This is a genomic window from Streptomyces gottesmaniae, from assembly GCF_031845845.1.
GTDB classification, from domain to species: domain Bacteria; phylum Actinomycetota; class Actinomycetes; order Streptomycetales; family Streptomycetaceae; genus Streptomyces; species Streptomyces akebiae.
Map to the genome: position 1 here is coordinate 342,109 of NZ_JAVRFJ010000002.1, position 20,956 is coordinate 363,064.

Below are 20,956 nucleotides of genomic sequence, written 5' to 3' on the forward strand. Positions count from 1 at the left end.
CAGGGATATTCCTGGGCACATCGGCCTAGCGTGGGGGCATGTCGACGGAACATTCCCCGGGATCCCGTGACCCCCGGCCCGCCCCTTCCCCCGGCGCGCTCCTGCTCTGCCGGGCGGATCCCGACTCCGTCGCCCCCGTCGCCCAGCTGCTGCGCGAACGCATGCTGCTCGTCCCGGCCGGGACGGAGTGGACGGTGCTCGTCCCGGAGGGAAAGCCCTGGTCGCACGGCGGGGAGCTGGTCGACCGGGTCCTCACCGGCTGGGCGACCGCCCTCGCCGTCGGCGTCCCGTGGCCCGTACTCGCCCTCTGGTGGGACGCCGACCGCGGCGGGTACACCCTCGCGGCCGGATTCCGCCGCACCGTCGGCTACGTATGGCTCGCGAACGGCACTCCCGCGGGTGAGGACGAGGCGATGCGCACCTTCGCCACCCGCCTGGGGCTGGATCCGGTCCTGGACGGGCAGGCCCTGGACCGCCTCACCGAGCCCGACCCGGCCGCCGACGCCCGCGCCCGCCTGCTCGGGCTGCTCGCCGTCCTCGCCCGTGCCGGAGTGTCGCTCCCCGCAGGCCTCACCCCGGGCGAACCCGCCGACCGGCTCCGTGAGGTCGCCCGGGTCCAGCCCGGTGTCCAGCGCATCGAGTGGACCGGCTGGCGCGGTGCCGTCCGCACGGAACTCGACGCCCTCGAACGGGGCCGCCTGGGCCCGTGGCTACCCTGGGCGGGCACCCCCAGAGCGCGTGCCCTGGCCACCGCCCAACTCCTCGCGGGACTCCCGCTGACCGGCTGGGGGCTCCACCGCCGCAGTCCCGGCTGGCTCGTCGCCGGCGGCCTCCTGATCGCCCACGGCACCCTCGGCCTGCTCTACGACCTGGCCCACCCGCGCGACTGAGCCCGGTCCCTCGCGCCCGGAGGAACGGCTACTCGTCCTCGTCCTCGTCGTCCAGCCGCGCCAGCCACGTGGCCAGCCGCTCCACGGGCACCTCGAAGTCCGGATTCAGATCCACGAACGTCCGCAGCTGCTCGGCCAGCCACTCGAAGGTGACCTCCTCCTCGCCACGCCGCTTCTCCAGTTCCTCGATGCCACGGTCCGTGAAGTACATGGGTCAAGGATAAGTGCGGAAAAACGGCCGGGCCGCACCCCCCACGAGGGGGTGCGGCCCGGTGGCGTGCGGTCTTCGAGCGCTGTTACGCCTCGAACACCTCACGCACCAACTGCTCCTGCTCGGCCTGGTGGCGCTTCGCCGAGCCGACCGCCGGGGAGGACCCGTGCGGGCGGGAGATGCGCCGCAGGCGCTCGCCGTGGGGGACGTCCGCGCCGACCGCGAGGTCGAGGTGGTCGATCAGGTTGAGGGCGATGAAGGGCCAGGCGCCCTGGTTCGCCGGCTCTTCCTGGGCCCACAGGTACTTCTCGGCGTTCGGGTACTTGTTGACCTCCGCCTGGACCTCGGCCCCGGGCAGGGGGTAGAGGCGCTCGATGCGGATGATCGCGGTGTCCGTGACGCCGCGCTTCTGACGCTCGGCCTCCAGGTCGTAGTAGACCTTGCCGGCGCAGAAGACGACCTTCTTGACCGCGTTCGGGTCGACCGAGCTGTCCCCGATGACCGGGCGGAACCCGCCGCTCGTGAACTCCTCCGCCTTCGACGCCGCGGCCTTCAGGCGCAGCATCGACTTCGGGGTGAAGACGACCAGCGGCTTGTGGTGCGGGTTGTGCACCTGCCACCGCAGGAGGTGGAAGTAGTTCGACGGCGAGGTCGGCATGGCGACCGTCATGTTGTTCTGCGCGCACATCTGGAGGAAGCGCTCCGGGCGGGCGGACGAGTGGTCCGGGCCCTGGCCCTCGTAGCCGTGCGGGAGGAGCAGGGTGACGCCGGACGTCTGGCCCCACTTCTGCTCCGCCGACGAGATGAACTCGTCCACGACCGTCTGGGCGCCGTTGACGAAGTCGCCGAACTGGGCCTCCCACATCACCAGGGACTCGGGACGGGCGAGCGAGTAGCCGTACTCGAAGCCCATCGCCGCGTACTCGGAGAGCAGGGAGTTGTAGACGTTCAGCCGCGCCTGGTCCTCGGAGAGGTACATCAGCGGCGTGAACTCCTCGCCCGTCTCACGGTCGATGATCACCGCGTGACGCTGGCCGAAGGTGCCGCGCTGCGAGTCCTGGCCGGCCAGGCGGACCGGGGTGCCCTCAAGGAGGAGGGAGCCGACGGCCAGCGTCTCGCCCATGCCCCAGTCGATCGTGCCGTCCTCGACCATGGCCGCCCGGCGCTGCAGCTGCGGCAGCAGACGCGGGTGGGCGGTGATGTGGTCCGGGACGTTGACCTGGGACTCGGCGATCCGCTTGACGGTCTCCGCCGTGATCGCGGTGTCCACCGCGACCGGGAAGCCGTCCTGCGGGTCGTGGACCTCGCCGGGCGTCGACTGCGAGGTGGCCTCGCGGACCTCCGTGAAGACCTTCTCCAGCTGGCCCTGGTAGTCCTGCAGCGCCTGCTCGGCCTCTTCCAGGGTGATGTCGCCGCGACCGATGAGGGACTCGGTGTAGAGCTTGCGCACCGAGCGCTTCTTGTCGATCAGGTCGTACATCAGCGGCTGGGTGAAGGCCGGGTTGTCCGACTCGTTGTGACCGCGGCGGCGGTAGCAGATGAGGTCGATCACCACGTCCTTGTTGAACGCCTGACGGAACTCGAAGGCCAGCCGCGCGACGCGGACCACGGCCTCCGGGTCGTCGCCGTTCACGTGGAAGATCGGCGCCTCGATCATGCGGGCCACGTCGGTGGCGTACATCGAGGAGCGCGACGACTCGGGAGCCGCCGTGAAGCCGACCTGGTTGTTGATGACGATGTGGACCGTGCCGCCGGTGCGGTAACCGCGCAGCTGCGACATGTTCAGGGTCTCGGCCACCACGCCCTGGCCCGCGAAGGCCGCGTCGCCGTGGAGGGCCACCGGCAGGACCGTGAAGTCCGTGCCGCCCTTGTTGATGATGTCCTGCTTGGCGCGCGCGACGCCCTCCAGGACCGGGTCCACGGCCTCCAGGTGCGAGGGGTTCGCGACCAGGCTGACCTTGATCTGCTCGCCGTCGAGGCCCGTGAAGGTGCCCTCGGCGCCCAGGTGGTACTTCACGTCGCCGGAGCCGTGCATCGACTTCGGGTCGAGGTTGCCCTCGAACTCGCGGAAGATCTGCGCGTACGACTTGCCGACGATGTTCGCGAGGACGTTCAGCCGGCCGCGGTGGGCCATGCCGATGACGACCTCGTCGAGGCGGGACTCCGCAGCGCTGTCGATGACCGCGTCGAGCAGCGGGATGACCGACTCGCCGCCTTCGAGCGAGAAGCGCTTCTGGCCGACGTACTTGGTCTGCAGGAAGGTCTCGAAGGCCTCCGCCGCGTTCAGCCGGCGCAGGATGCGCAGCTGCTCCTCGCGCTCCGGCTTGGTGTGCGGGCGCTCGATGCGGTCCTGGATCCAGCGGCGCTGCTTCGGGTCCTGGATGTGCATGAACTCGACGCCGGTCGTACGGCAGTACGAGTCGCGCAGGACGCCGAGGATGTCGCGGAGCTTCATCAGGGACTTGCCCGAGAAGCCGCCGACCGCGAACTCGCGCTCCAGGTCCCACAGGGTGAGCCCGTGCTCGGTGATGTCCAGGTCGGGGTGCTTGCGCTGGCGGTACTCCAGCGGGTCGGTGTCGGCCATGACGTGGCCGCGGACCCGGTAGGAGTGGATCAGCTCGAAGACACGTGCGGCCTTGGTGACGTCGTCGTCGTGCGACGCGTCGATGTCCTTGAGCCAGCGGACCGGCTCGTAGGGGATGCGCAGGGCCTCGAAGATGTCGTCGTAGAAACCGCCCTCGCCGAGGAGGAAGTTCGCGACGATCCGCAGGAACTCGCCGGAGGCGGCGCCCTGGATGACCCGGTGGTCGTACGTCGAGGTCAGGGTCATGACCTTCGAGATGCCCAGCTTGTTCAGGGTGTCCTGGGACGTGCCCTGGAACTCGGCCGGGTAGTCCATGGATCCGACGCCCATGATGACCGACTGACCGGGCATCAGACGCGGGACCGAGTGGACGGTGCCGAGGCCGCCGGGGTTGGTCAGGGAGACCGTGACACCGGTGAAGTCGTCCATCGTCAGCTTGCCGTCACGGGCGCGGCGGACGATGTCCTCGTAGGCCTGCCAGAACTCGAAGAAGTTCAGCGTCTCGGCCTTCTTGATGCCCGCGACGACCAGCTGGCGGTCGCCGTTGGGCTTCACCAGGTCGATGGCGAGGCCGAAGTTGACGTGCGGCGGCTTGACGAGGGTGGGCTTCCCGTCCTTCTCCGCGTAGTGCCAGTTCATCGACGGCATCGTCTTGATGGCCTGCACCATCGCGTAGCCGATCAGGTGCGTGAAGGAGATCTTCCCGCCCCGGGCCCGCTTCAGGTGGTTGTTGATGACGATGCGGTTGTCGAACAGCAGCTTCACCGGGACGGCGCGCACGGACGTGGCCGTGGGCAGTTCCAGGGAGGCGTTCATGTTCTTCGCGACCGCGGCGGCGGGGCCGCGCAGGGTGATCAGCTCCGGGCCCTCGGCGGCGGCAGCGGCGGGCGCGGCCTGCTTCGCCGGGGCGGCCGCCGCGGGCTTGGCCGGCGCGGGCGCGGCGGCCGCGGGCTTCGCGGGGGCCGGCGCGGCGGCGGGCTTCGCGGGGGCCGGCGCGGCGGCGGGCTTCGGGGCAGCCGGGGCAGCCGGGGCGGGTGCGGCCGGGGCGGCGGGTGCGGCCTGGGCCGGGGCGGCGGGGGCCGCCGGTGTGGTGGTCGCTGCGGCCCCCGTGGCCGCAGAGCTCGCCGGAGCCGAGGCGGCAGCGGCGCCTGGCTTGTAGTCGGCGAAGAAGTCCCACCAGGCTCGGTCTACCGAATTCGGATCCTGGAGGTACTGCTGATAGATCTCGTCGACGAGCCACTCGTTCGGACCGAAGGCCGCGGCGGGGTTCTTACCCGCTTGGTCTGAGTCGGTCGAGATGCTCGAGTTACTGGGGGACTGTGGCGACACGGCGGCAACCGCCCTCTTCCGCTTCACAAGGTGATGGACAGCGGGAATTAAGGCTACGCCCCCGTGGCCGGGAAGGTCAGGCCGAGTCCGCTCTTCGTCGCGTAAGTCACATCTGAATGCGTGTTTCGGGGGTGGAAATGGCGGGAAACAAGCGTGGTTCCGGTCTGGAACGGGGGTGGGGGGCAGGTGCCGGGCATGCGTCGGGCGGGGCCTGCGGCGATGTGCACGCGGCCCTCTGCTCGAACGCACCTGATCACACGTGTCCGGCTGGGCGGATCTGCCATGGATCTTGTGGCTCCGGTTCGAACTTTACGTCAACTTGGGAGAGAAGTAAGCCCCGGGAGGATGAGCGAAATCTGGCAATGACGGGGGGATTCAGCCAGTTCGGATGTGGGTATCGCGGGATTCTTCCGCCCCCGCCGCCCCTAGCCCGTCCCATCCTGTTCCTGGGGGCTCTGCCCCCAGGCCCCCGGCCAGGTGTGTGTGGGGGATGTGGGTATGGGGTCGGGTGCGGGTCGTGGGGGGTTGCTCGCGCAGTTCCCCGCGCCCCTGGAAGCCCGCGGCTTCCCGGGCCCGGAACGCCGGCGCCCCAGGGTCCCTGGAACGCCTGCGGGCCCAGGCGCCCGGTTGCACGCCTCGCGGCCCTCGGTCCGGATGACCGTGGTCCTCGGTCCGGATGCCTGCGGCCGTCGGTCCAGGCACCGCGGTCCTCGGTCCGGATGCCCGTGGGCCCTCGCTCAGACGCCCACGGCGCCCTGGGATTTCGCGGGTACCCCCGGGAGGATCACCTGGATGCGGCAGCCCTTCGGGGACTCGGCCACTCCGATGCGGCCGCCGTGGAGGTCGACCGCCCAGCGGGCGATGGCGAGGCCGAGGCCGGTGCCGCCGTCGCTGCCGGGGCCGTGGGGGGAGCTGACGGCGCCCCGGTTGAAGCGTTCGAAGACGCGGTGCCACTCGGATTCGGGGATGCCGGGGCCCTCGTCCAGGACCTCCAGCTCCAGCGACTCGGCGGTGGGGCCGCGCCGGGCCTTCACCGTCACGCGGCCGTGCGCCGGGCTGTGCTTGACCGCGTTGTCGATGAGATTGGCCACGACTTGGTGGATGCGCTCCGGGTCGGCGTTCGCGGTGAGCTCCGGCGGGTGCACGTCCAGGTGCAGGTGCACGTCCGTCCGCGTGTGCTTGCCCGAGTCCGAGGCGACGCCGCCGCGGGCCGAGGAGACCATCTGGGCCTCCTTGAGGACGCCCGAGAGATACGGCCAGACCTCGAAGCGGCGGCGGCGCAGCGGGACCACGCCGTTGTCCAGGCGGGACAGGTCCAGCAGGGTCTCCACCAGCCGTCCCAGGCGCTCCGTCTGCTTCAGGGCCGTGCGCATCGTCTCGGGGTCGGCCTGGGTGACGCCGTCGACGATGTTCTCCAGGACCGCGCGCAGGCCGGCGATGGGCGTACGGAGCTCGTGGGAGACGTTCGCCACGAGCTCCTTGCGCTGACGGTCCTGGGCCTCCAGCTCGTCCGCCATGAGATTGATCGTGTGGGCGAGGTCGCCCAACTCGTCCCGGCGGTTCTCACTGACCCGGCGGGTGTAGTCGCCGCGCGAGATCGACCGGGCGACCGCGTTCATCTCGTCCAGGGGCGCGGTGAGCGAATGCGCCACGAACTGCGTTATCAGGAGTGTGGCGATCATCGAGAACACCGTGATGAAGCGCAGCTCCGTCTTGGTGTGCACCGCGATCATCGACAGACCGGTGGTGATCAGCACCGAGATGACGACGAGCGCGCCCAGCTTCGTCTTGATCGAGAAGGGGCGCACGCCGCCGAGCGGACTCGCGCCCTTCCGCGACTGCGCGCCACCGGGACCCCGGTTCCGGGACCTCGGGTCACCGACTCCGCTCATCACGCCACCAGCCCCCTGTGCCTACGTGCCTGCGTATGTCCCGCGCACGCGGTGCGGGCACGGGTCAGGGAGTCGGGGTCTCCAGGGCGTACCCCACACCGTGCACCGTGCGGATCCGCTCCGCGCCGATCTTCCGCCGCAGCGCCTTGATGTGGCTGTCCACGGTCCGCGTCCCGGACGCGTCCGCCCAGTCCCACACCTCGGCGAGCAGCTGCTCGCGCGAGAGTACGGCACGCGGGGTGTTCGCGAGGCATACGAGCAGGTCGAACTCGGTGGGCGTGAGGTGCACGTCCTCGCTGCGCACGCGGACCCGGCGCTGCGCGTGGTCGATCTCCAGTTCGCCGAGGCGCAGGATGCCCGAGCGCGGTGTGGTGGCGGCCAGCGCGGCCCGCTCCACCCGGCGCAGCAGGACGTGCACGCGCGCGGCCAGCTCACGCATGGAGAACGGCTTGGTCATGTAGTCGTCGGCGCCGACGCCGAGCCCGACCAGCATGTCCGTCTCGTCGTCCCGGGCGGTGAGCATCAGTACGGGGACGGGCCGCTGGGCCTGGACGCGCCTGCACACCTCCAGGCCGTCGAAGCCGGGCAGCATGATGTCGAGGATCAACAGGTCGGGCTGCCAGGCCTCCGCCGTGTCCACCGCGGCCGGTCCGTCGGACGCGGTCTGGACGACGAAACCCTCGGCGCGCAGGCGGGCCGCGATGGCGTCGACGATCGTCGGGTCGTCCTCGACCACGAGGACCCGGCGCTGTGCGCCCGGCGTCGCCGTGGTGTTGTTGTGGGTGGTGTGTGTCTGCTCCATCGCCCGCCCCTGTGTTGCTTTCCGGAATCCGTGGGGTGATCCCTTGACTACGCATGACTGCGATTGACGCTTGAATGATCGGCGTCAGGCAAGCAGGGTACGGGCAGTCACCGCACCAGGGCTATCCAGGTCGGATCGCGAGGTGCACCACGTCCGGAACTCCTCGGGCAACCGGGATCTCTTCGGTACGCACCTGTTGGAACCCGGCATTCCCCAAGGTTTCCTCGAATTCCGCAGATGGCCGCGCCGACCACACGGCAAGCACCCCACCTGGCCTCAACACCCTTGCGCAGCTTGCCAGTCCGGTCGGCGAGTAGAGGCTGTCGTTGCTCTCGGAAACGGTCCAGTCCGGCCCGTTGTCGATGTCCAGGCAGAGCGCGTCGAACGTGGCGGATGTCTCATTGACGTAGGTGACGAGATCGGCTTCCACGATCTCCGTACGGGCGTCCGCGAGCGCTCCGGCGGACACCTCGGCCAGCGGCCCGGTGCGGTGCCACGCGATGACGGAGGGTTCGCGTTCGACAACTGTGATCGGGCCCCAGCGCGGATCCGCGGCGGCCTGGGCGAGCGAGAAGCCGACGCCCAGACCCCCGATGAGCACACTTGGCCGAGAACGATCCGTCAGCGCGGAGAGAGCGGCGTCGACCAGCAGCCGCTCCGAACGGCCGTCCGAGGTGTCCATGAGGAAGCACCCGTTGGCGATGATCTGCAACAGCTCTCCGTGCCGTCGCAGCACGACCTCGCCGTAGGGGCCCTCGTGCCGGTCGATGACCACGGGTTCGTCGGTGTCGGTGATGGGCATGCGTCCATCCTCGCGTGCCCCGGGCACGGGGGCAGCCGAATTACGACGGCCCGGCGGCGTCCCGGAGGCGCAGTGGCTCGATCGGAGCGCGACCTCAGAGCGCCAGGCCGTGGCCGTACGGGAAGACCGGGTCCGCGGTGTCGTCGGGGACGTCCGGACGGGACGCCTCGACGGCCGCCATGGAACGCGGCAGTTCGAAGGGCAGCCGGCCCTCGGCCCGGGCCCGGCCGAAGGCCACGTCGAGCAGGGCCGTGTCCGAGGCCCCGTAGTCGGCGACCAGCGCGGCGGCGTTCGCGGCGATCTCCGGGAGCACGGCGGGCCGCTCCAGGTTGACGCAGACCAGGGTGGGCACGGCCGCCAGCAGCGCCAGGATGTCCTTCAGCCGCTCCTCGTCGAACGCCAACGACCCGGAGTGGAAGAGGGACTCGAGGAATCCCGGCCGTTCCTCGTACGGAGTGCGCAGCCGCAGCACGGCCACGTCCGCGTGGGCAGGGTCGGCCACGACATTGCCGTACAGGGACGCCGTCTGCGCGCCCACTCCTTCGACGTACAGGTTCGGGCGGTCGGTGAGCGGGAGGAGGGAGTGGTTGGTCAGGACGGTGAGCGAGCGGCGCTGGGCGGCCTCGCCCAGGGCGGTGAACTCGCTCGCGCCCACGGTCTCCTCGGCGCGGTCCGGATCGACGTACCGCCTCTCGAAGAGGCCGAGGACGAACTTCTCGCGCAGGAGGCGGCGGACGGAGGCGTCGACGCGCTCCTCGCTGATCCGGCCGGAGCGGACCAGCTCGACGATCACCTCGGGGCACTGTTCGCCGCCGAACTGGTCGGCGCCCGCGTCCAGGGCCTTCGCGGCGCGCTCGGCGACGGTGAGGTGTTCGACGCCCCAGGCGTGGGCCTGGTGCGTCTCGCCGGCGATGACGGCGTCGGTGAGCAGGCCCCAGTCGGTGCAGACGATGCCGTCGAAGCCGAGGCGGTCGCGCAGCAGGCCGGTCAGGACGTCCCGGTTGAAGCCGAAACCGACCTCCTCCCAGCCGTCCACGCCGATCGGCAGTCCGTAGTACGGCATCACCTGCGAGCACCCGGCCTCGACGGCCGCCCGGAACGGCGCGAGGTGGTAGTCACGCATGCCACCCGGATAGATCTGCTCCTTGCCGTGCGGGAAGTGCGGGTCCTCACCGTCCCGTTGCGGGCCGCCGCCGGGGAAGTGCTTGACCATGGCGGCGACCGAGCGCGGACCGAGCCGGGGCCCCTGGAGGCCGCGGATGTACGCCCTGACCAGCGCGCTCGTGACCTTGGCGGACGAGCCGAAGGTGCCGGACTGGCGAGCCCAGCGGGGCTCGGTGGCGAGGTCGATCTGCGGGTGCAGGGCGACCCGCAGGCCGACGGCGAGGTACTCGCGGCGGACGGTGTCGCCGAACCGCTCCACCAGCTCCGGCTCGCCGATCGCGGCCAGGCCCAGGGGCTCGGGCCAGGTCGAGAAGGCGCCGGAGGCGAAGGACGCGCCCGGGTTGTCGGTGAACGAGTGGCGCGGGTCGGTGGAGAGGGTGACCGGGATGCCCAGTCGGGTGTCGGCCGCGAGTGCCTGGAGCCGGTTGACCCATTCCGCCGTCTCCCGCGTCCCGTACCGGCCCACGAGGTTGAAGTGGGTCAGATGGCCGCCCACGACCAGTTCCGTGGTGCCCTGCCGGGGGAACGGCCCGTCGGTCGCCTCGGCGAGCGTCCCGTCGCCGTTCATCGTCAGCATCGTGTGGAAGAGCTGACCCGCCTTCTCCGCGAGGGTCATCCGGGCCACGAGGTCCTCCACCCGTTCGTCGACGGGACGGCTCGGGTCGCGGTACGGGGCTGTGGTCATCCGGGGTTCCTTGGAGGAGACGGTGGCCTGGGTCGGGACGGTTGCCGGGTTCGGAACGGTGGTACGAAGCGGTGGCCGGGCGGACCACCCCCCTGAGCGGTCGCCTTGCCGAGCGGCACGGCGTCCGGGGTGACGGCCATGGGCTCTCCTGGGGCGAGGGGGCCGTCGCCGCGCAGGCCCGTTCAGGGAAGCAGCAAAACCGAGTGGGTACTAGGTTTTGGACAAGTGGCCACTCTCACGCGGTACATGGCTTGAAAGAAAGGGGGATTGACTCGTGTAACCGCCGGTCCGCGAAGGCCTGCGAGGCGGCGTGGCGGGGCTAGGGTGGCGGCCATGGTGCGGAACCGGAGGTCGGAAGGGTCCGACAGCTCCGTGGCGCGCGAGCCCGACGGGCCCGACAGCTCCGCCGCGCGCCAGGCGGAGGGCTCCGGCGCGCGGGGCACGTACGCCGTCGGGGACGAGCGGCGGCTGCGCATTCTCGACGCCGCCGTCGACCACTTCGCCCAGCGGGGCTTCCACGCCTCCTCGTTGGCCCGGATCGCCGCCGAGGTCGGCATCACCCAGGGCGGGCTGCTGCATCACTTCCCCAGCAAGGAGGACCTTCTCGTCCAGGTCCTCGAACGCATAGACGCAAGCGACCGGGAGCGGTTCTTCTCGCGGGAGTTCGAGTCGGCGGCCCAGATGTTCACGGCCCTCGTGCGACTCGCCGAGTACAACGGCGCGCGGCTGGGCCGCACCCGGATGTTCAACGTCCTGGCCGCCGAGGCCGGCGACCCCGGGCACCCCGCCCACGCGTACTTCGTCGAGCGGTACGCCGAGGTGGTGGGCACCCTGTCCGGAGTACTGCGGCGCGGCGTGGACAGCGGTGAACTGCGGGCCGACACGGATGTCCTGGCCGTCGCGCAGGAGCTCGCCGCGGTGATGGACGGGCTGCAGATCCAGTGGGTGCTCGATCCGAAGGGGTTCGACATGGCGGGCCGCTTCCGGGCGTATGTGGAGCGGGTGCGGAGGGAGATCGGCGCGGAGGGCTCGTAGGGGAGGGCCGGTGCGGAGGGCCCGTGCGGAGGGGTGGCACCGGTGGAGTGGTGGCGGTGGGCTCGTGGAGGCCCGAGTGCTGTCGGTCTGCTGTGAATCGCCCTTCGGGTGGCGGGGGTCACAGACAGGGGCGTGCCGGGGCGTCGAGGGTGAGGTGAAACGGAAGGAGCCCCTCACCTTGGACGCCGCCGAGACTGTGGAGGCCGCGGGGCCCGTCCTCGACGGCATCCCGCGGCAGCCGGGTGCGACACCCGGGCGGGCGACCGAGCGGGAGCCGGCGGAGGCTGCGGATGCCGGGGCGTGCGCGGAGGAGACCGAGGCGCGCGCCGGGCGTACATCCTCCCGGCACCGGCGCCTCCCGTTCCCGCGCCCCTGGCGGCTGCTCCCCACCCCCGTCGGCACGCCCTTCACCTTCTTCTACGCCACCGTCCTCGTGATGACCTCGCTCGTCGCCGAGTACGCCGACCCGACCCTGGTGCACGTCCTGCATCAGGGCTCCAGTACGGATGTGGCGCATCTGGTCCGCACCCCGGTGCCGGTGCTGCTCGCGAGCGCGCTGTGGGTCGCGGGCGGGGTCGGTTCCCTGTACGCCCTGGCCTTTCTGCTGGTGCTGACCGCGCTGGAGCGCCGGATCGGCGGGTGGCGCACGGCCGGCGTCTTCCTGCTGGGCCATGTCCTCGCCACCCTGGCGACGGAGGTCCCGGTGGGCTTCGCCGTCCTGGCCGGCCACCTCCCCGACAGTTCCCTCCACCGCCTCGACTACGGCATCAGCTTCGGTGTGGCCGCGAGCGCCGGCGCGTTGGCGGGCCTGCTGCCGCCCTGGCCGCGGTGGCTGCTCCTGCTGGGCTTCGGCGGGATGCTGGTGGACGACCTGATCGCGTTCACGGACCCGATGACCAACTGGGGGCATCTGCTGTCCCTGGCCATCGGGGTGGCGACGTGGCCCGCGGTACGACGGTGGCGGCGGGCGGCGCGAGGTGGTCCGGTCGGCTCGGAAACGGGTACGGGTCGGGCTCAGGCCGCCACGACCGGCGCGTAGCCGCGTACCGCGCGGGTCGAGGGGGAGCCCGGGAAGCGGAGTGCCGCGGCGGGCGGCGCCGAAGGGAGCCCTCTCGGCGCCTGCGACGTCGCAGGCAGGGCGGTCGTGATCGCCCACAGCGAACGGTCGCCCTCTCGGGGAACATTCCTCGGCTCATGTGCATTGAGTCCGCATAGCTCAACTTGACTGCCGAGGGAGAGATCATGGCATCGACGTCCGCACCGCTCACCCTGCCCGTACTGCCGCTCGACGACGAGGTCGTGCTGCCGGGAATGGTGGTGCCCCTGGACCTCAATGACACCGATGTACGGGCCGCGGTGGAGGCCGCGCAGGCCGCGGCGCGGGCGGTGCCCGGGAAGCCGAAGGTGCTGCTGGTACCGAGGATCGACGGGTCGTACGCGAGCACGGGTGTGCTCGGGACCGTCGAGCAGGTCGGACGGCTGGCCGACGGAGATCCGGGAGCGCTCATCCGTGCCATAGGGCGGGTGCGGATCGGGGCCGGGACCACCGGACCCGGCGCCGCCCTGTGGGTGGAGGGGACCCGCCTCGACGAGAGCGTGCCGGAGCCGCTGCCCGGCCAGGTCGTCGAACTCCTCAAGGAGTACAAGGCACTTGCCACCAGCTGGCTGCGTAAGCGCGGCGCCTGGCAGGTCGTGGACCGGGTGCAGGCCATCGACGACGTCTCCGCACTCGCCGACAACTCCGGCTACTCGCCCTTCCTCACCGTCGAGCAGAAGATCCAGCTCCTGGAGACCGCCGACCCCGTCGCCCGGCTGAAGCTCGCCACCCAGCTGCTCCGCGACCACCTCGCCGAGCAGGACGTCGCCGAGACCATCGCCAAGGACGTCCAGGAAGGCGTCGACAAGCAGCAGCGCGAGTTCCTGCTGCGGCGTCAGCTCGAAGCCGTCCGCAAGGAACTGCGCGAGCTCAACGGCGAGAAGGACGGCGAGGAGTCCGACGACTACCGGGCGCGCGTGGAGGCCGCCGACCTGCCGGAGGCGGTGCGGGAGGCCGCGCTCAAGGAGGTCGACAAGCTGGAGCGGTCCAGCGACCAGTCGCCCGAGGGCGGATGGATCCGCACCTGGCTCGACACCGTCCTGGAACTCCCGTGGAACGAGCGGACCGAGGACGAGTACGACATCCAGGGGGCGAAGGGTGTCCTCGACGCCGAGCACGCCGGGCTGGAGGACGTCAAGGAGCGCATCACCGAGTACCTCGCGGTGCGCAAGCGGCGGGCCGAACGCGGGCTCGGCGTCGTCGGCGGGCGGCGCGGCGGTGCCGTGCTCGCGCTCGTCGGGCCGCCCGGTGTCGGCAAGACCAGCCTCGGCGAGTCCGTGGCGCACGCCATGGGGCGCAAGTTCGTCCGGGTCGCGCTCGGCGGTGTGCGCGACGAGGCCGAGATCCGCGGGCACCGGCGTACGTACGTGGGCGCGCTGCCCGGCCGTATCGTCCGCGCCATCAAGGAGGCCGGTTCGATGAACCCGGTCGTCCTGCTCGACGAGATCGACAAGGTGGGCTCGGACTTCCGGGGCGACCCGGCGGCGGCGCTGCTCGAAGTCCTCGACCCCGCGCAGAACCACACCTTCCGGGACCACTACCTGGAGGTCGAACTGGACCTGAGCGACGTCGTCTTCCTCGCCACGGCCAACGTGCTGGAGGCGATCCCCGAGGCACTGCTCGACCGGATGGAGCTCGTCCGGCTCGACGGGTACACGGAGGACGAGAAGGTCGTCATCGCCCGGGACCACCTGCTGCCCCGGCAGCTGGAGCGGGCCGGGCTCGACGCCGACGAGGTCGTGCTCGACGAGAGCGCGCTGCGCAAGCTCGCCGGTGAGTACACGCGGGAGGCGGGCGTACGGAACCTGGAGCGGTCCGTGGCGCGGCTGCTGCGCAAGGTCGCGGCCCAGCACGAACTGGGGCAGCGGGAGCTGCCGTTCACCGTCACCGACGGGGACCTGCGCGGGCTCATCGGGCGACCGCACCACGTGCCCGAGGCGGCGCAGGACCCGGCGGAGCGGCGTACGGCCGTGCCGGGCGTCGCGACGGGGCTCGCCGTCACCGGCGCGGGCGGCGACGTGCTGTACGTCGAGGCGTCGCTCGCCGACCCGGAGACGGGCGCGGCGGGGCTGACCCTCACCGGCCAGCTGGGCGACGTGATGAAGGAGTCCGCGCAGATCGCCCTCTCCTTCCTCCGCTCGCACGGCGCGGAACTGGAGCTGCCCGTCGCCGACCTCAAGGACCGGGGCGTGCACATCCACTTCCCGGCGGGCGCGGTGCCGAAGGACGGCCCGAGCGCCGGCGTCACCATGACGACGGCCCTCGCCTCGCTCCTGTCCGGGCGGCTGGTCCGTACGGACGTGGCGATGACGGGTGAGGTCTCGCTGACCGGGCGGGTGCTGCCCATCGGTGGGGTGAAGCAGAAGCTGCTCGCCGCGCACCGGGCCGGTGTCACCACCGTCATCATTCCTAAGCGGAACGAGGCCGACCTCGACGACGTGCCCGCCGAGGTCCTGGACAAGCTCGACGTCCACGCGGTCACCGATGTCCGTCAGGTCCTGGAACTGGCCCTGGCCCCGGCGGCGGTGGAGGTGCCCGTGGCCGCGTGAGCGCCGGATCGGCACCCGCAGCCCACCCGGACCGTTCCCTGAGCGGACGGTGACCGCCCGCGCGGCGGTCACCGTCCGCTCCCGCCTGCGAAATACTGAACGGCGCTGCCCGCGAAGCGGGGTCGGCGAGAACCTTCAGGAACCCGGAATCGGAAAGCAGGAGCGCTGACGTGCACGACGAGGGCGGAAACGGCGACGGCGACGGCGGTGTCGGGGCCGACGGCGGTGTCGGGGCCGGTATGCCGGCGGCCGGCATGGACCAGGCGTTCCTGGCGCTGGAGCGAGAACTGACGGTCCTGCTGCGGCGCGCCCGTGCCAAGTCCGGGGAGATGGCCCGGGCCGTCCACCCCGACCTGGAGTCCGCCGCCTACGGTCTCCTCGCCCGCCTCGACGAGGCCGGCCGCCTGCGCGCCACCGAACTCGCCGCCTACATCGGCGTCGGCAAGGCCACCATGTCCCGTCAGCTTCGCGCCCTCGAACACCTCGGTCTCATCGCCCGCGAGCCCGACCCCGCCGACGGGCGTGCCTGGCTCGTCCACCTCACGGAGGAGGGCCGGGCCCGCTTCCGGGCGGTCCGGGACGCCCGCCGGGTCGCCTACGTACGGCAGCTCGCCGGCTGGGACCGGGACGAGGTGGCCGAGCTCGCGCGTCTGCTGCACCAGCTGAACCGCGGTGTGGAGAGCTGAGCGGCCGAGGAGCCCCTCGTGGGCGGGGGGTGAGCCCGTCACCCGGAGGAGCCGCTCACCACTCCACGAACACCACGCTGGCGTCGTCGTGCGTCTTGGCGCGGCCCAGGAACTCCCGCTCCACATCCGTGGCTTCCAGCTCCCGCACCCGCTGCACCAGCCCTCGCGCCCCCGTCTTGCGGACGAGGGTGAGGCAGTCCGCCCAGTCGCCCTCGCGGAAGGTCTCCACCCAACGGCCCGCCCCGTCCGTCAACGCGACCAGCGCACGGACCTCCTCGCGGGCGACGGTGCCCGTCACCGCCCGCGCGGCCACGGCGGGATCGGCGGCCGCCGTCCAGAACCCGCCCTCCTTGTTCCGCACCGTCGAGTCGGCGATCGCGGCCGTCGCCAACGAGGCCCGGGGCAGCAGGGAGAGGCGGTCGTCCAGTACGGCCGTCACCGCGCCGTCCTGCCGCTCGAACAGCAGAGCCGAGTCCGACAACACCAGGTACTCCACGGCCGCTTGCGACCAGCGGGCGAGGACCACCGTGGCCTGTGGGGTTCGTGGGTGAGAAAGGTCACAGGTTTGGGCGTGGGCCCGGGCGGTACGAGAAATGGCCTGTGAGAGCACGTCGGGCAACGGTGAATCCCGCTCCGAAACGGACAGTTCGGTCAGGGTGCCGCCAAGGCGGGAAGTGAACCATGCGACCGAATGTCGACAGCCGTAGCCGTCGGGCGGCGGCGTCACGCCGTCGAGGAGGACGAGGGCGCCGCCCTGTCCCCCCGCGGGCAGGGCCACCGACGCGAAGTCCTCGTTGGGGCGACGGGGATCGCCGGGTTCGGAGACGAGTTCCGTGCGCATTCGGCCAGTCTGCACGAGCCCGCCACAAGATCCGTGAAAGGCCGACAATGGTCGCCGTACGACCCGGACCCTCCAGGCGGGCCGCCGGGTTTGGCATGGAATGATCGTGAGCGGTGAAGCGCGGCGGCGAATACTGTCAAAGCGCGTCGCCGACGTCCAACCGGCCCGCTGCGGGGGGCATCGGCACGAGCCGAGGGAACTTGCCCGCCAACTCCTCGGGGATGTTCACTCCTTCGGGTGGCGGGACCGATGATGCGGGACCACTGCCCACCGGCACTGGGAGGGTCGGGAGCCGTACCGGGGGGACGGCCGTATTTGACGAGTTGACGGATCGTCACCCGGGCTAATGGGTACACGAGTCAGGAATGCGAGCACCGGTGCAGAAGACGCGGCCTCGGCGCGCAGGCAAGCAGGCAGCCTCGAAGGCCTCCCCGAACCAGCAGGGGACGGCACAGGCAGGGGCCCCGGCCGTCGGCACCGGGCGGAAGGCGCACGTACGCAACCGGCTCATCGTCGCCGTGGCCGTCGTGGCCGCCGCCATAGCGGGCGCCGGGGCACCCTCGATCCTCGCCGCCTCGGAGCAGCTGCACGAGACCCAGAGCCTCGTCACGCTCGCCGAGCAGACCCAGGAGGCGCTCACCCTCGCACACGCGCTCGCGGACGAGCGGGACGAGGTCACCGCGTACATCGCCGCCGGACGCCCCAGGTCGGCCGCGCCCAGCGAACAGCGCAGCGACCGGGTCGACACCCAGGCCGAGGAGCTGAGCGCCGACACCGACACCTCCGCCGCCCTGCGCGACGACATCGCCTCCATCGCCGGCGTGCGGGAATCGGCGCTCTCCGGGAAGAGCACCGCTCTGGAGGCACACACGGCGTACACCGCCGTCGTCACGGAGCTCCACGCCCTCGCCGAGGAACTGGCCGCCGAGCTGCCGCCACGCGCGGGCGGCGGCGCCTACGCCCTCGCCGAACTCGACACCGCCGTCCAGCAGGCCGCCGCCGCCCGGGGGCTGCTCGTCGCCGCGCTCAGTGTCCCGACCACCACCCAGACGGTCATCGACCCGACCACCGGGCTGCCCACCACCACGACCGGCGCCTCGGCCGCCGACGAGAAGCAGCGCGACGCCCTCACCGCCGTCGCCCAGCAGGCCCGCGTCCGTTCCGACGCCGCCCTCGCCCACTTCCGCGAGACCGCGCCCGCCGCCGGACGCTCCTCCTACGACGCCACGGTCACCGGCCCCGAGGCCGACGCCGCCGACAAGTACCTGGCGGACCTCACCGACCAGCCCACGCTCTCCGACAGCGAGGCGGGCACCAGCGCCGAGAAGGTCGGCGCGGCCCTCTCCGCCCGCGTGGACCTGATGCGCGGCGCCGAGTCCTCCCTCTACGACCGGCGCACCAAGGACCTTGCCCAGCTGCGCGACGAGGACGTCACCGCGCTGGAGATCCGGGTCGCCGTCCTCGGCGCCCTGATGCTCCTGGCCGTCGGCGTCGCCACCGGCATGGCCCGTTCCCTCACCCGCCCGCTCGCGGTGGTGCGCATTGGCTCCGCCCGGGTCGCCGGCGACCCGGCGAACGAGGAACCGGTCAAGTTCACCGGCCGCAACGACGAGTTCGCCCAGGTCGTGCGCTCGGTCAACGCGCTCCACGCGCATGCCCTCGCCCTGCACGAGCGGCTCGCGCCGCTGGAGGGCGACCGCAAGCACCTCATCGGCCAGCGCCAGACCATGGCCGACGACCGCGACCGGCTGCGCGCCGAACTCGCCGAGGCGACGGCCTATCTGACGAAGGTCCAGCACAGCGTCCACGCCACGTTCGTGAACCTCGCGCTGCGCACCCTCGGCCTCGTCGAGCGGCAGCTCGCCGTCATCGAGTCCATGGAGGAGCGCGAGCAGGACCCCGACCGGCTCGCCACCCTCTTCAAGCTCGACCACTTCGCGACCGTCATGCGCCGCCACAGCGAGAACCTCCTCGTCCTGGCCGGTCACGAGCACGTCCAGCACCACGCCGGGCCCGTCCCGCTCGTCGACGTCGTCCGCGCCGCGGTCAGCGAGATCGAGCGGTACGAACGCGTCCGCATCGCCGCGCTGCCGCCGGGCGCGCACGTCGCCGGGTTCGCCGCCGACGACCTCAGCCACCTCCTCGCGGAACTCCTGGAGAACGGCACGTCGTTCTCGCCGCCGGAGATGTCCGTCGAGGTCACCGGCTGGCTGATGGAGAACGGCGAGATCACTCTCTCCGTCCAGGACGGCGGTATCGGGGTGGCCCCCGAGCGGCTCGCCCGGCTCAACTCCCGCCTCACCGACTTCGACCCCGAGGCGCCCTACGAGCAGGAGGACGGCGAGGGCCTCGGCCTCGGCCTGTACGTCGTGGCCCGCCTCGCCCACCGGCTCGGCGTGCCCGTCCAGCTCCAGCCGCACGGCTCGGGCGGCACCGCCGCGGTCGTCGTCCTGCCCAAGGCGCTGCTGGCCCCCACGCCCGCCGTGCCCGTGGGTACACCGGTCTCCGTCGCGCCCCAGTTCTCGCTGCCGGGTGCCGACGCCGAGGCCAACTCGAACGTCCTGCCCGGCCGATCCGTCGCCGTACGCGAGCCCGAGGGCGACGGCGACCCCCTCATCGAGGCGGCCGAGCGGGCACTTCAGGCGAGGGAGGCCGTGGGGACGGCCGCCGACGCCGCAGAGGCCGCCGGGAGCGTCGTACCGGAAGACGACGACCCCGAGGCCGCGTCCGGCCCCGACACCGGAGCCGGAGCCGGACCCGCGTCCGGGACCGAGTCCGTGTCCGAGACGACGATGGAGCTCTTCGCTCCGGTGGCCCCGGGGAAGGGCGCCGAAGAGGAGAGCGACGAGGGCTTCGCCGCTCACGACACCGACACCGGCACCGGCACCGACGGGGACGCCCCCTACCCGGGCGAACCCGACACCCACGAGCGGGCCGCCGACGAGGGGAACACGGCGCGCGCGACCGAGGTGTCACGGGCCGGCACGGAGGGGCCACGGGGTGAACCGACCCCGCGCCTCACCGACAAGGGCCTGCCCAAGCGCACGCCCAGGATCACCGCGCCGGCACCCACGACCCCCCGCCCACGGGTGGGCGGCGTGAACGCCGAGGAACTGCGCCGTCGGCTCGGCGGGTTCCACCAAGGGGCCAGGGAGGGGCGGCGCGACGTTGAGGCGGAGATCGCCGAGCAGTCGGGTGAGACACGGATGCCCGTGCCCCATGAGTACCGGACAGAGGCAGTTGACACCACGGGGGGCACTTCCGAGGAGGAAAGCAGTTGACCGCGCCCATGACCTTCGGACTGAGCAGTGAAGCCCGCAACCTGCACTGGCTCCTGACCAACCTGGTGGAGGAGGTGCCGGGGCTGCTGTCGGTCGCGGTGGTCTCCTCCGACGGCCTGCTCCTGCTCTCCTCCGACCCCGGCAGGAACGCCGAGGCCCGCGAGGCCCGGGAAGAGCGGCCGCAGGGCCCGCGGGGCTCCGCCGCCGACCTGGCCACCATCGTCTCCGGCATCGGCAGCCTCACCATCGGCGCCGCCAAACTGATGGAGTTCGGCGGGGTCAAGCAGACGATGGTCGCGATGGCCGAGGGCAGCCTCTTCGTGATGTCGATCAGCGACGGCTCGCTGCTCGGGGTGCACGGCTCCCCGGACTGCGACATGAGCGTGGTGGCGTACCACATGGCGCTCTTCGTCGGCCGCGCCGGCCATGTCCTCACCCCGGAACTCCGCAGCGAACTGCGCAAGTCCCTGGAGGCCGAGTCCCAGCGGGAGACCGAGGCGGCCGGGAGCCGTCGATGAGCGGCCCGAGGAGGAGCAGGCCGCGCGCCCCCGAGCCCGGCCCGGCGAAGAGGACGGCCGTGCCGCACGGGGCGGCGAGCGCGAAGGGCTCCAAGGGCGCCAACAGGCTGCCCGTGCGTGGCGGCGACCGCAAACCCGCCCGCGTACGCCCCTACTCGCTCACCGGGGGCCGCACCCGCTTCGGCCACGTCCTGCTCGTGGAGACGTTCGTAGCCGTACTCGAAGCCCCGGCGGAACGGCCGAAGTTGGCCAATGGTTCACTCAACACCAAGGTGATGCCCGAGATGCGGGCCATCGTCGAACTCTGCCGCCGTATGCGGACGGTGGCGGAGATCGCCGCGCTGCTGAAGATGCCGCTCGGTGTGGTCCGCGTCCTCCTCAGCGATCTCGCGGACCAGGGAAAGATCCGCGTGTACGGAACAGGTCACGGACCGGGACAGCCGGACCGCGCTCTGCTGGAAAGGGTGCTGAGTGGACTCCGCCGTCTCTGACGCCGCCTCGGCCGGCGTCAACCCCGACGCCTCGGCCGGCGTCACCCCGGGCGTCGACGACGACGCCCCCCGCGTCGAGATAGACGCGGACGCTCCTCGT

General features: G+C 71.7%; 15 protein-coding genes. 8 read left to right on the plus strand and 7 right to left on the minus strand.

Annotated features, from left to right (window positions below; translation table 11 throughout):
* Positions 1-38: 38 nt before the first annotated feature.
* Positions 39-890 (plus strand): hypothetical protein, encoded by an 852-nt coding sequence (locus RM704_RS04025; RefSeq protein WP_033525398.1) that lies wholly within the window; start codon positions 39-41, stop codon positions 888-890.
* A 28-nt stretch (positions 891-918) separates the two neighbouring features.
* Here the strand turns inward: RM704_RS04025 and RM704_RS04030 are convergent, their stop codons facing one another.
* The 6 genes from RM704_RS04030 to RM704_RS04055 all read right to left on the minus strand — a co-directional run bounded on the left by RM704_RS04030 (position 919) and on the right by RM704_RS04055 (position 10,359).
* On the minus strand, positions 919-1,101 hold the full coding sequence (locus tag RM704_RS04030; RefSeq protein WP_003961784.1) for a DUF6104 family protein: 183 nt from the start codon (positions 1,099-1,101) through the stop codon (positions 919-921).
* An 85-nt stretch (positions 1,102-1,186) separates the two neighbouring features.
* Positions 1,187-5,014 carry a multifunctional oxoglutarate decarboxylase/oxoglutarate dehydrogenase thiamine pyrophosphate-binding subunit/dihydrolipoyllysine-residue succinyltransferase subunit gene (locus RM704_RS04035; protein ID WP_311589468.1) on the minus strand — a complete coding sequence of 1,276 codons (3,828 nt, stop codon included), beginning with the start codon at positions 5,012-5,014 and terminating at the stop codon, positions 1,187-1,189.
* Between the two features lie 737 nt (positions 5,015-5,751).
* Positions 5,752-6,906, minus strand: a complete 1,155-nt coding sequence (locus RM704_RS04040) for a HAMP domain-containing sensor histidine kinase (protein ID WP_078937055.1) — start codon at positions 6,904-6,906, stop codon at positions 5,752-5,754.
* A gap of 64 nt (positions 6,907-6,970) precedes the next feature.
* A complete protein-coding gene (locus RM704_RS04045; RefSeq protein WP_033526582.1) occupies positions 6,971-7,708 on the minus strand; it encodes a response regulator transcription factor in 738 nt (245 codons plus the stop codon).
* Between the two features lie 121 nt (positions 7,709-7,829).
* The gene (locus RM704_RS04050; protein ID WP_033526581.1) at positions 7,830-8,510 is read right to left on the minus strand and encodes a spermine/spermidine synthase domain-containing protein; all 681 of its coding nucleotides are present in this window, start codon (positions 8,508-8,510) and stop codon (positions 7,830-7,832) included.
* 94 nt (positions 8,511-8,604) lie between these two features.
* A complete protein-coding gene (locus tag RM704_RS04055) occupies positions 8,605-10,359 on the minus strand; it encodes a glycoside hydrolase family 3 protein (RefSeq protein WP_033526580.1) in 1,755 nt (584 codons plus the stop codon).
* 333 nt (positions 10,360-10,692) lie between these two features.
* On the opposite strand from RM704_RS04055, the gene RM704_RS04060 reads away from it, so the two are divergent.
* The 4 genes from RM704_RS04060 to RM704_RS04075 all read left to right on the plus strand — a co-directional run bounded on the left by RM704_RS04060 (position 10,693) and on the right by RM704_RS04075 (position 15,725).
* On the plus strand, positions 10,693-11,394 hold the full coding sequence (locus RM704_RS04060; RefSeq protein WP_033526579.1) for a TetR/AcrR family transcriptional regulator: 702 nt from the start codon (positions 10,693-10,695) through the stop codon (positions 11,392-11,394).
* Positions 11,395-11,572: 178 nt separating this feature from the next.
* Positions 11,573-12,433 (plus strand): rhomboid-like protein, encoded by an 861-nt coding sequence (locus RM704_RS04065; RefSeq protein WP_033526578.1) that lies wholly within the window; start codon positions 11,573-11,575, stop codon positions 12,431-12,433.
* Positions 12,434-12,636: 203 nt separating this feature from the next.
* Positions 12,637-15,039 (plus strand): endopeptidase La, encoded by a 2,403-nt coding sequence (lon, locus tag RM704_RS04070; RefSeq protein WP_033526577.1) that lies wholly within the window; start codon positions 12,637-12,639, stop codon positions 15,037-15,039.
* 170 nt (positions 15,040-15,209) lie between these two features.
* Entirely contained in the window at positions 15,210-15,725 is a 516-nt protein-coding gene (locus RM704_RS04075; protein WP_033526576.1) for a MarR family winged helix-turn-helix transcriptional regulator, read from the plus strand.
* A gap of 55 nt (positions 15,726-15,780) precedes the next feature.
* Here the strand turns inward: RM704_RS04075 and RM704_RS04080 are convergent, their stop codons facing one another.
* Positions 15,781-16,566: a protein phosphatase 2C domain-containing protein gene (locus RM704_RS04080; protein WP_033526575.1), complete on the minus strand. Its 786-nt coding sequence runs from the start codon at positions 16,564-16,566 to the stop codon at positions 15,781-15,783.
* Between the two features lie 365 nt (positions 16,567-16,931).
* On the opposite strand from RM704_RS04080, the gene RM704_RS04085 reads away from it, so the two are divergent.
* Genes RM704_RS04085 through RM704_RS04095 form a run of 3 tightly spaced genes read left to right on the plus strand, consistent with a single transcriptional unit; the run spans position 16,932 to position 20,856 of the window.
* On the plus strand, positions 16,932-19,847 hold the full coding sequence (locus RM704_RS04085) for a sensor histidine kinase (RefSeq protein WP_192829620.1): 2,916 nt from the start codon (positions 16,932-16,934) through the stop codon (positions 19,845-19,847).
* Positions 19,844-20,365: a roadblock/LC7 domain-containing protein gene (locus tag RM704_RS04090; protein ID WP_033526573.1), complete on the plus strand. Its 522-nt coding sequence runs from the start codon at positions 19,844-19,846 to the stop codon at positions 20,363-20,365. Before RM704_RS04085 ends, RM704_RS04090 begins: the two co-directional genes overlap by 4 nt.
* Positions 20,362-20,856, plus strand: a complete 495-nt coding sequence (locus tag RM704_RS04095) for a DUF742 domain-containing protein (RefSeq protein ID WP_311589478.1) — start codon at positions 20,362-20,364, stop codon at positions 20,854-20,856. The genes RM704_RS04090 and RM704_RS04095 overlap by 4 nt, the downstream gene beginning before the upstream one ends.
* The last annotated feature ends 100 nt before the right edge of the window (positions 20,857-20,956 follow it).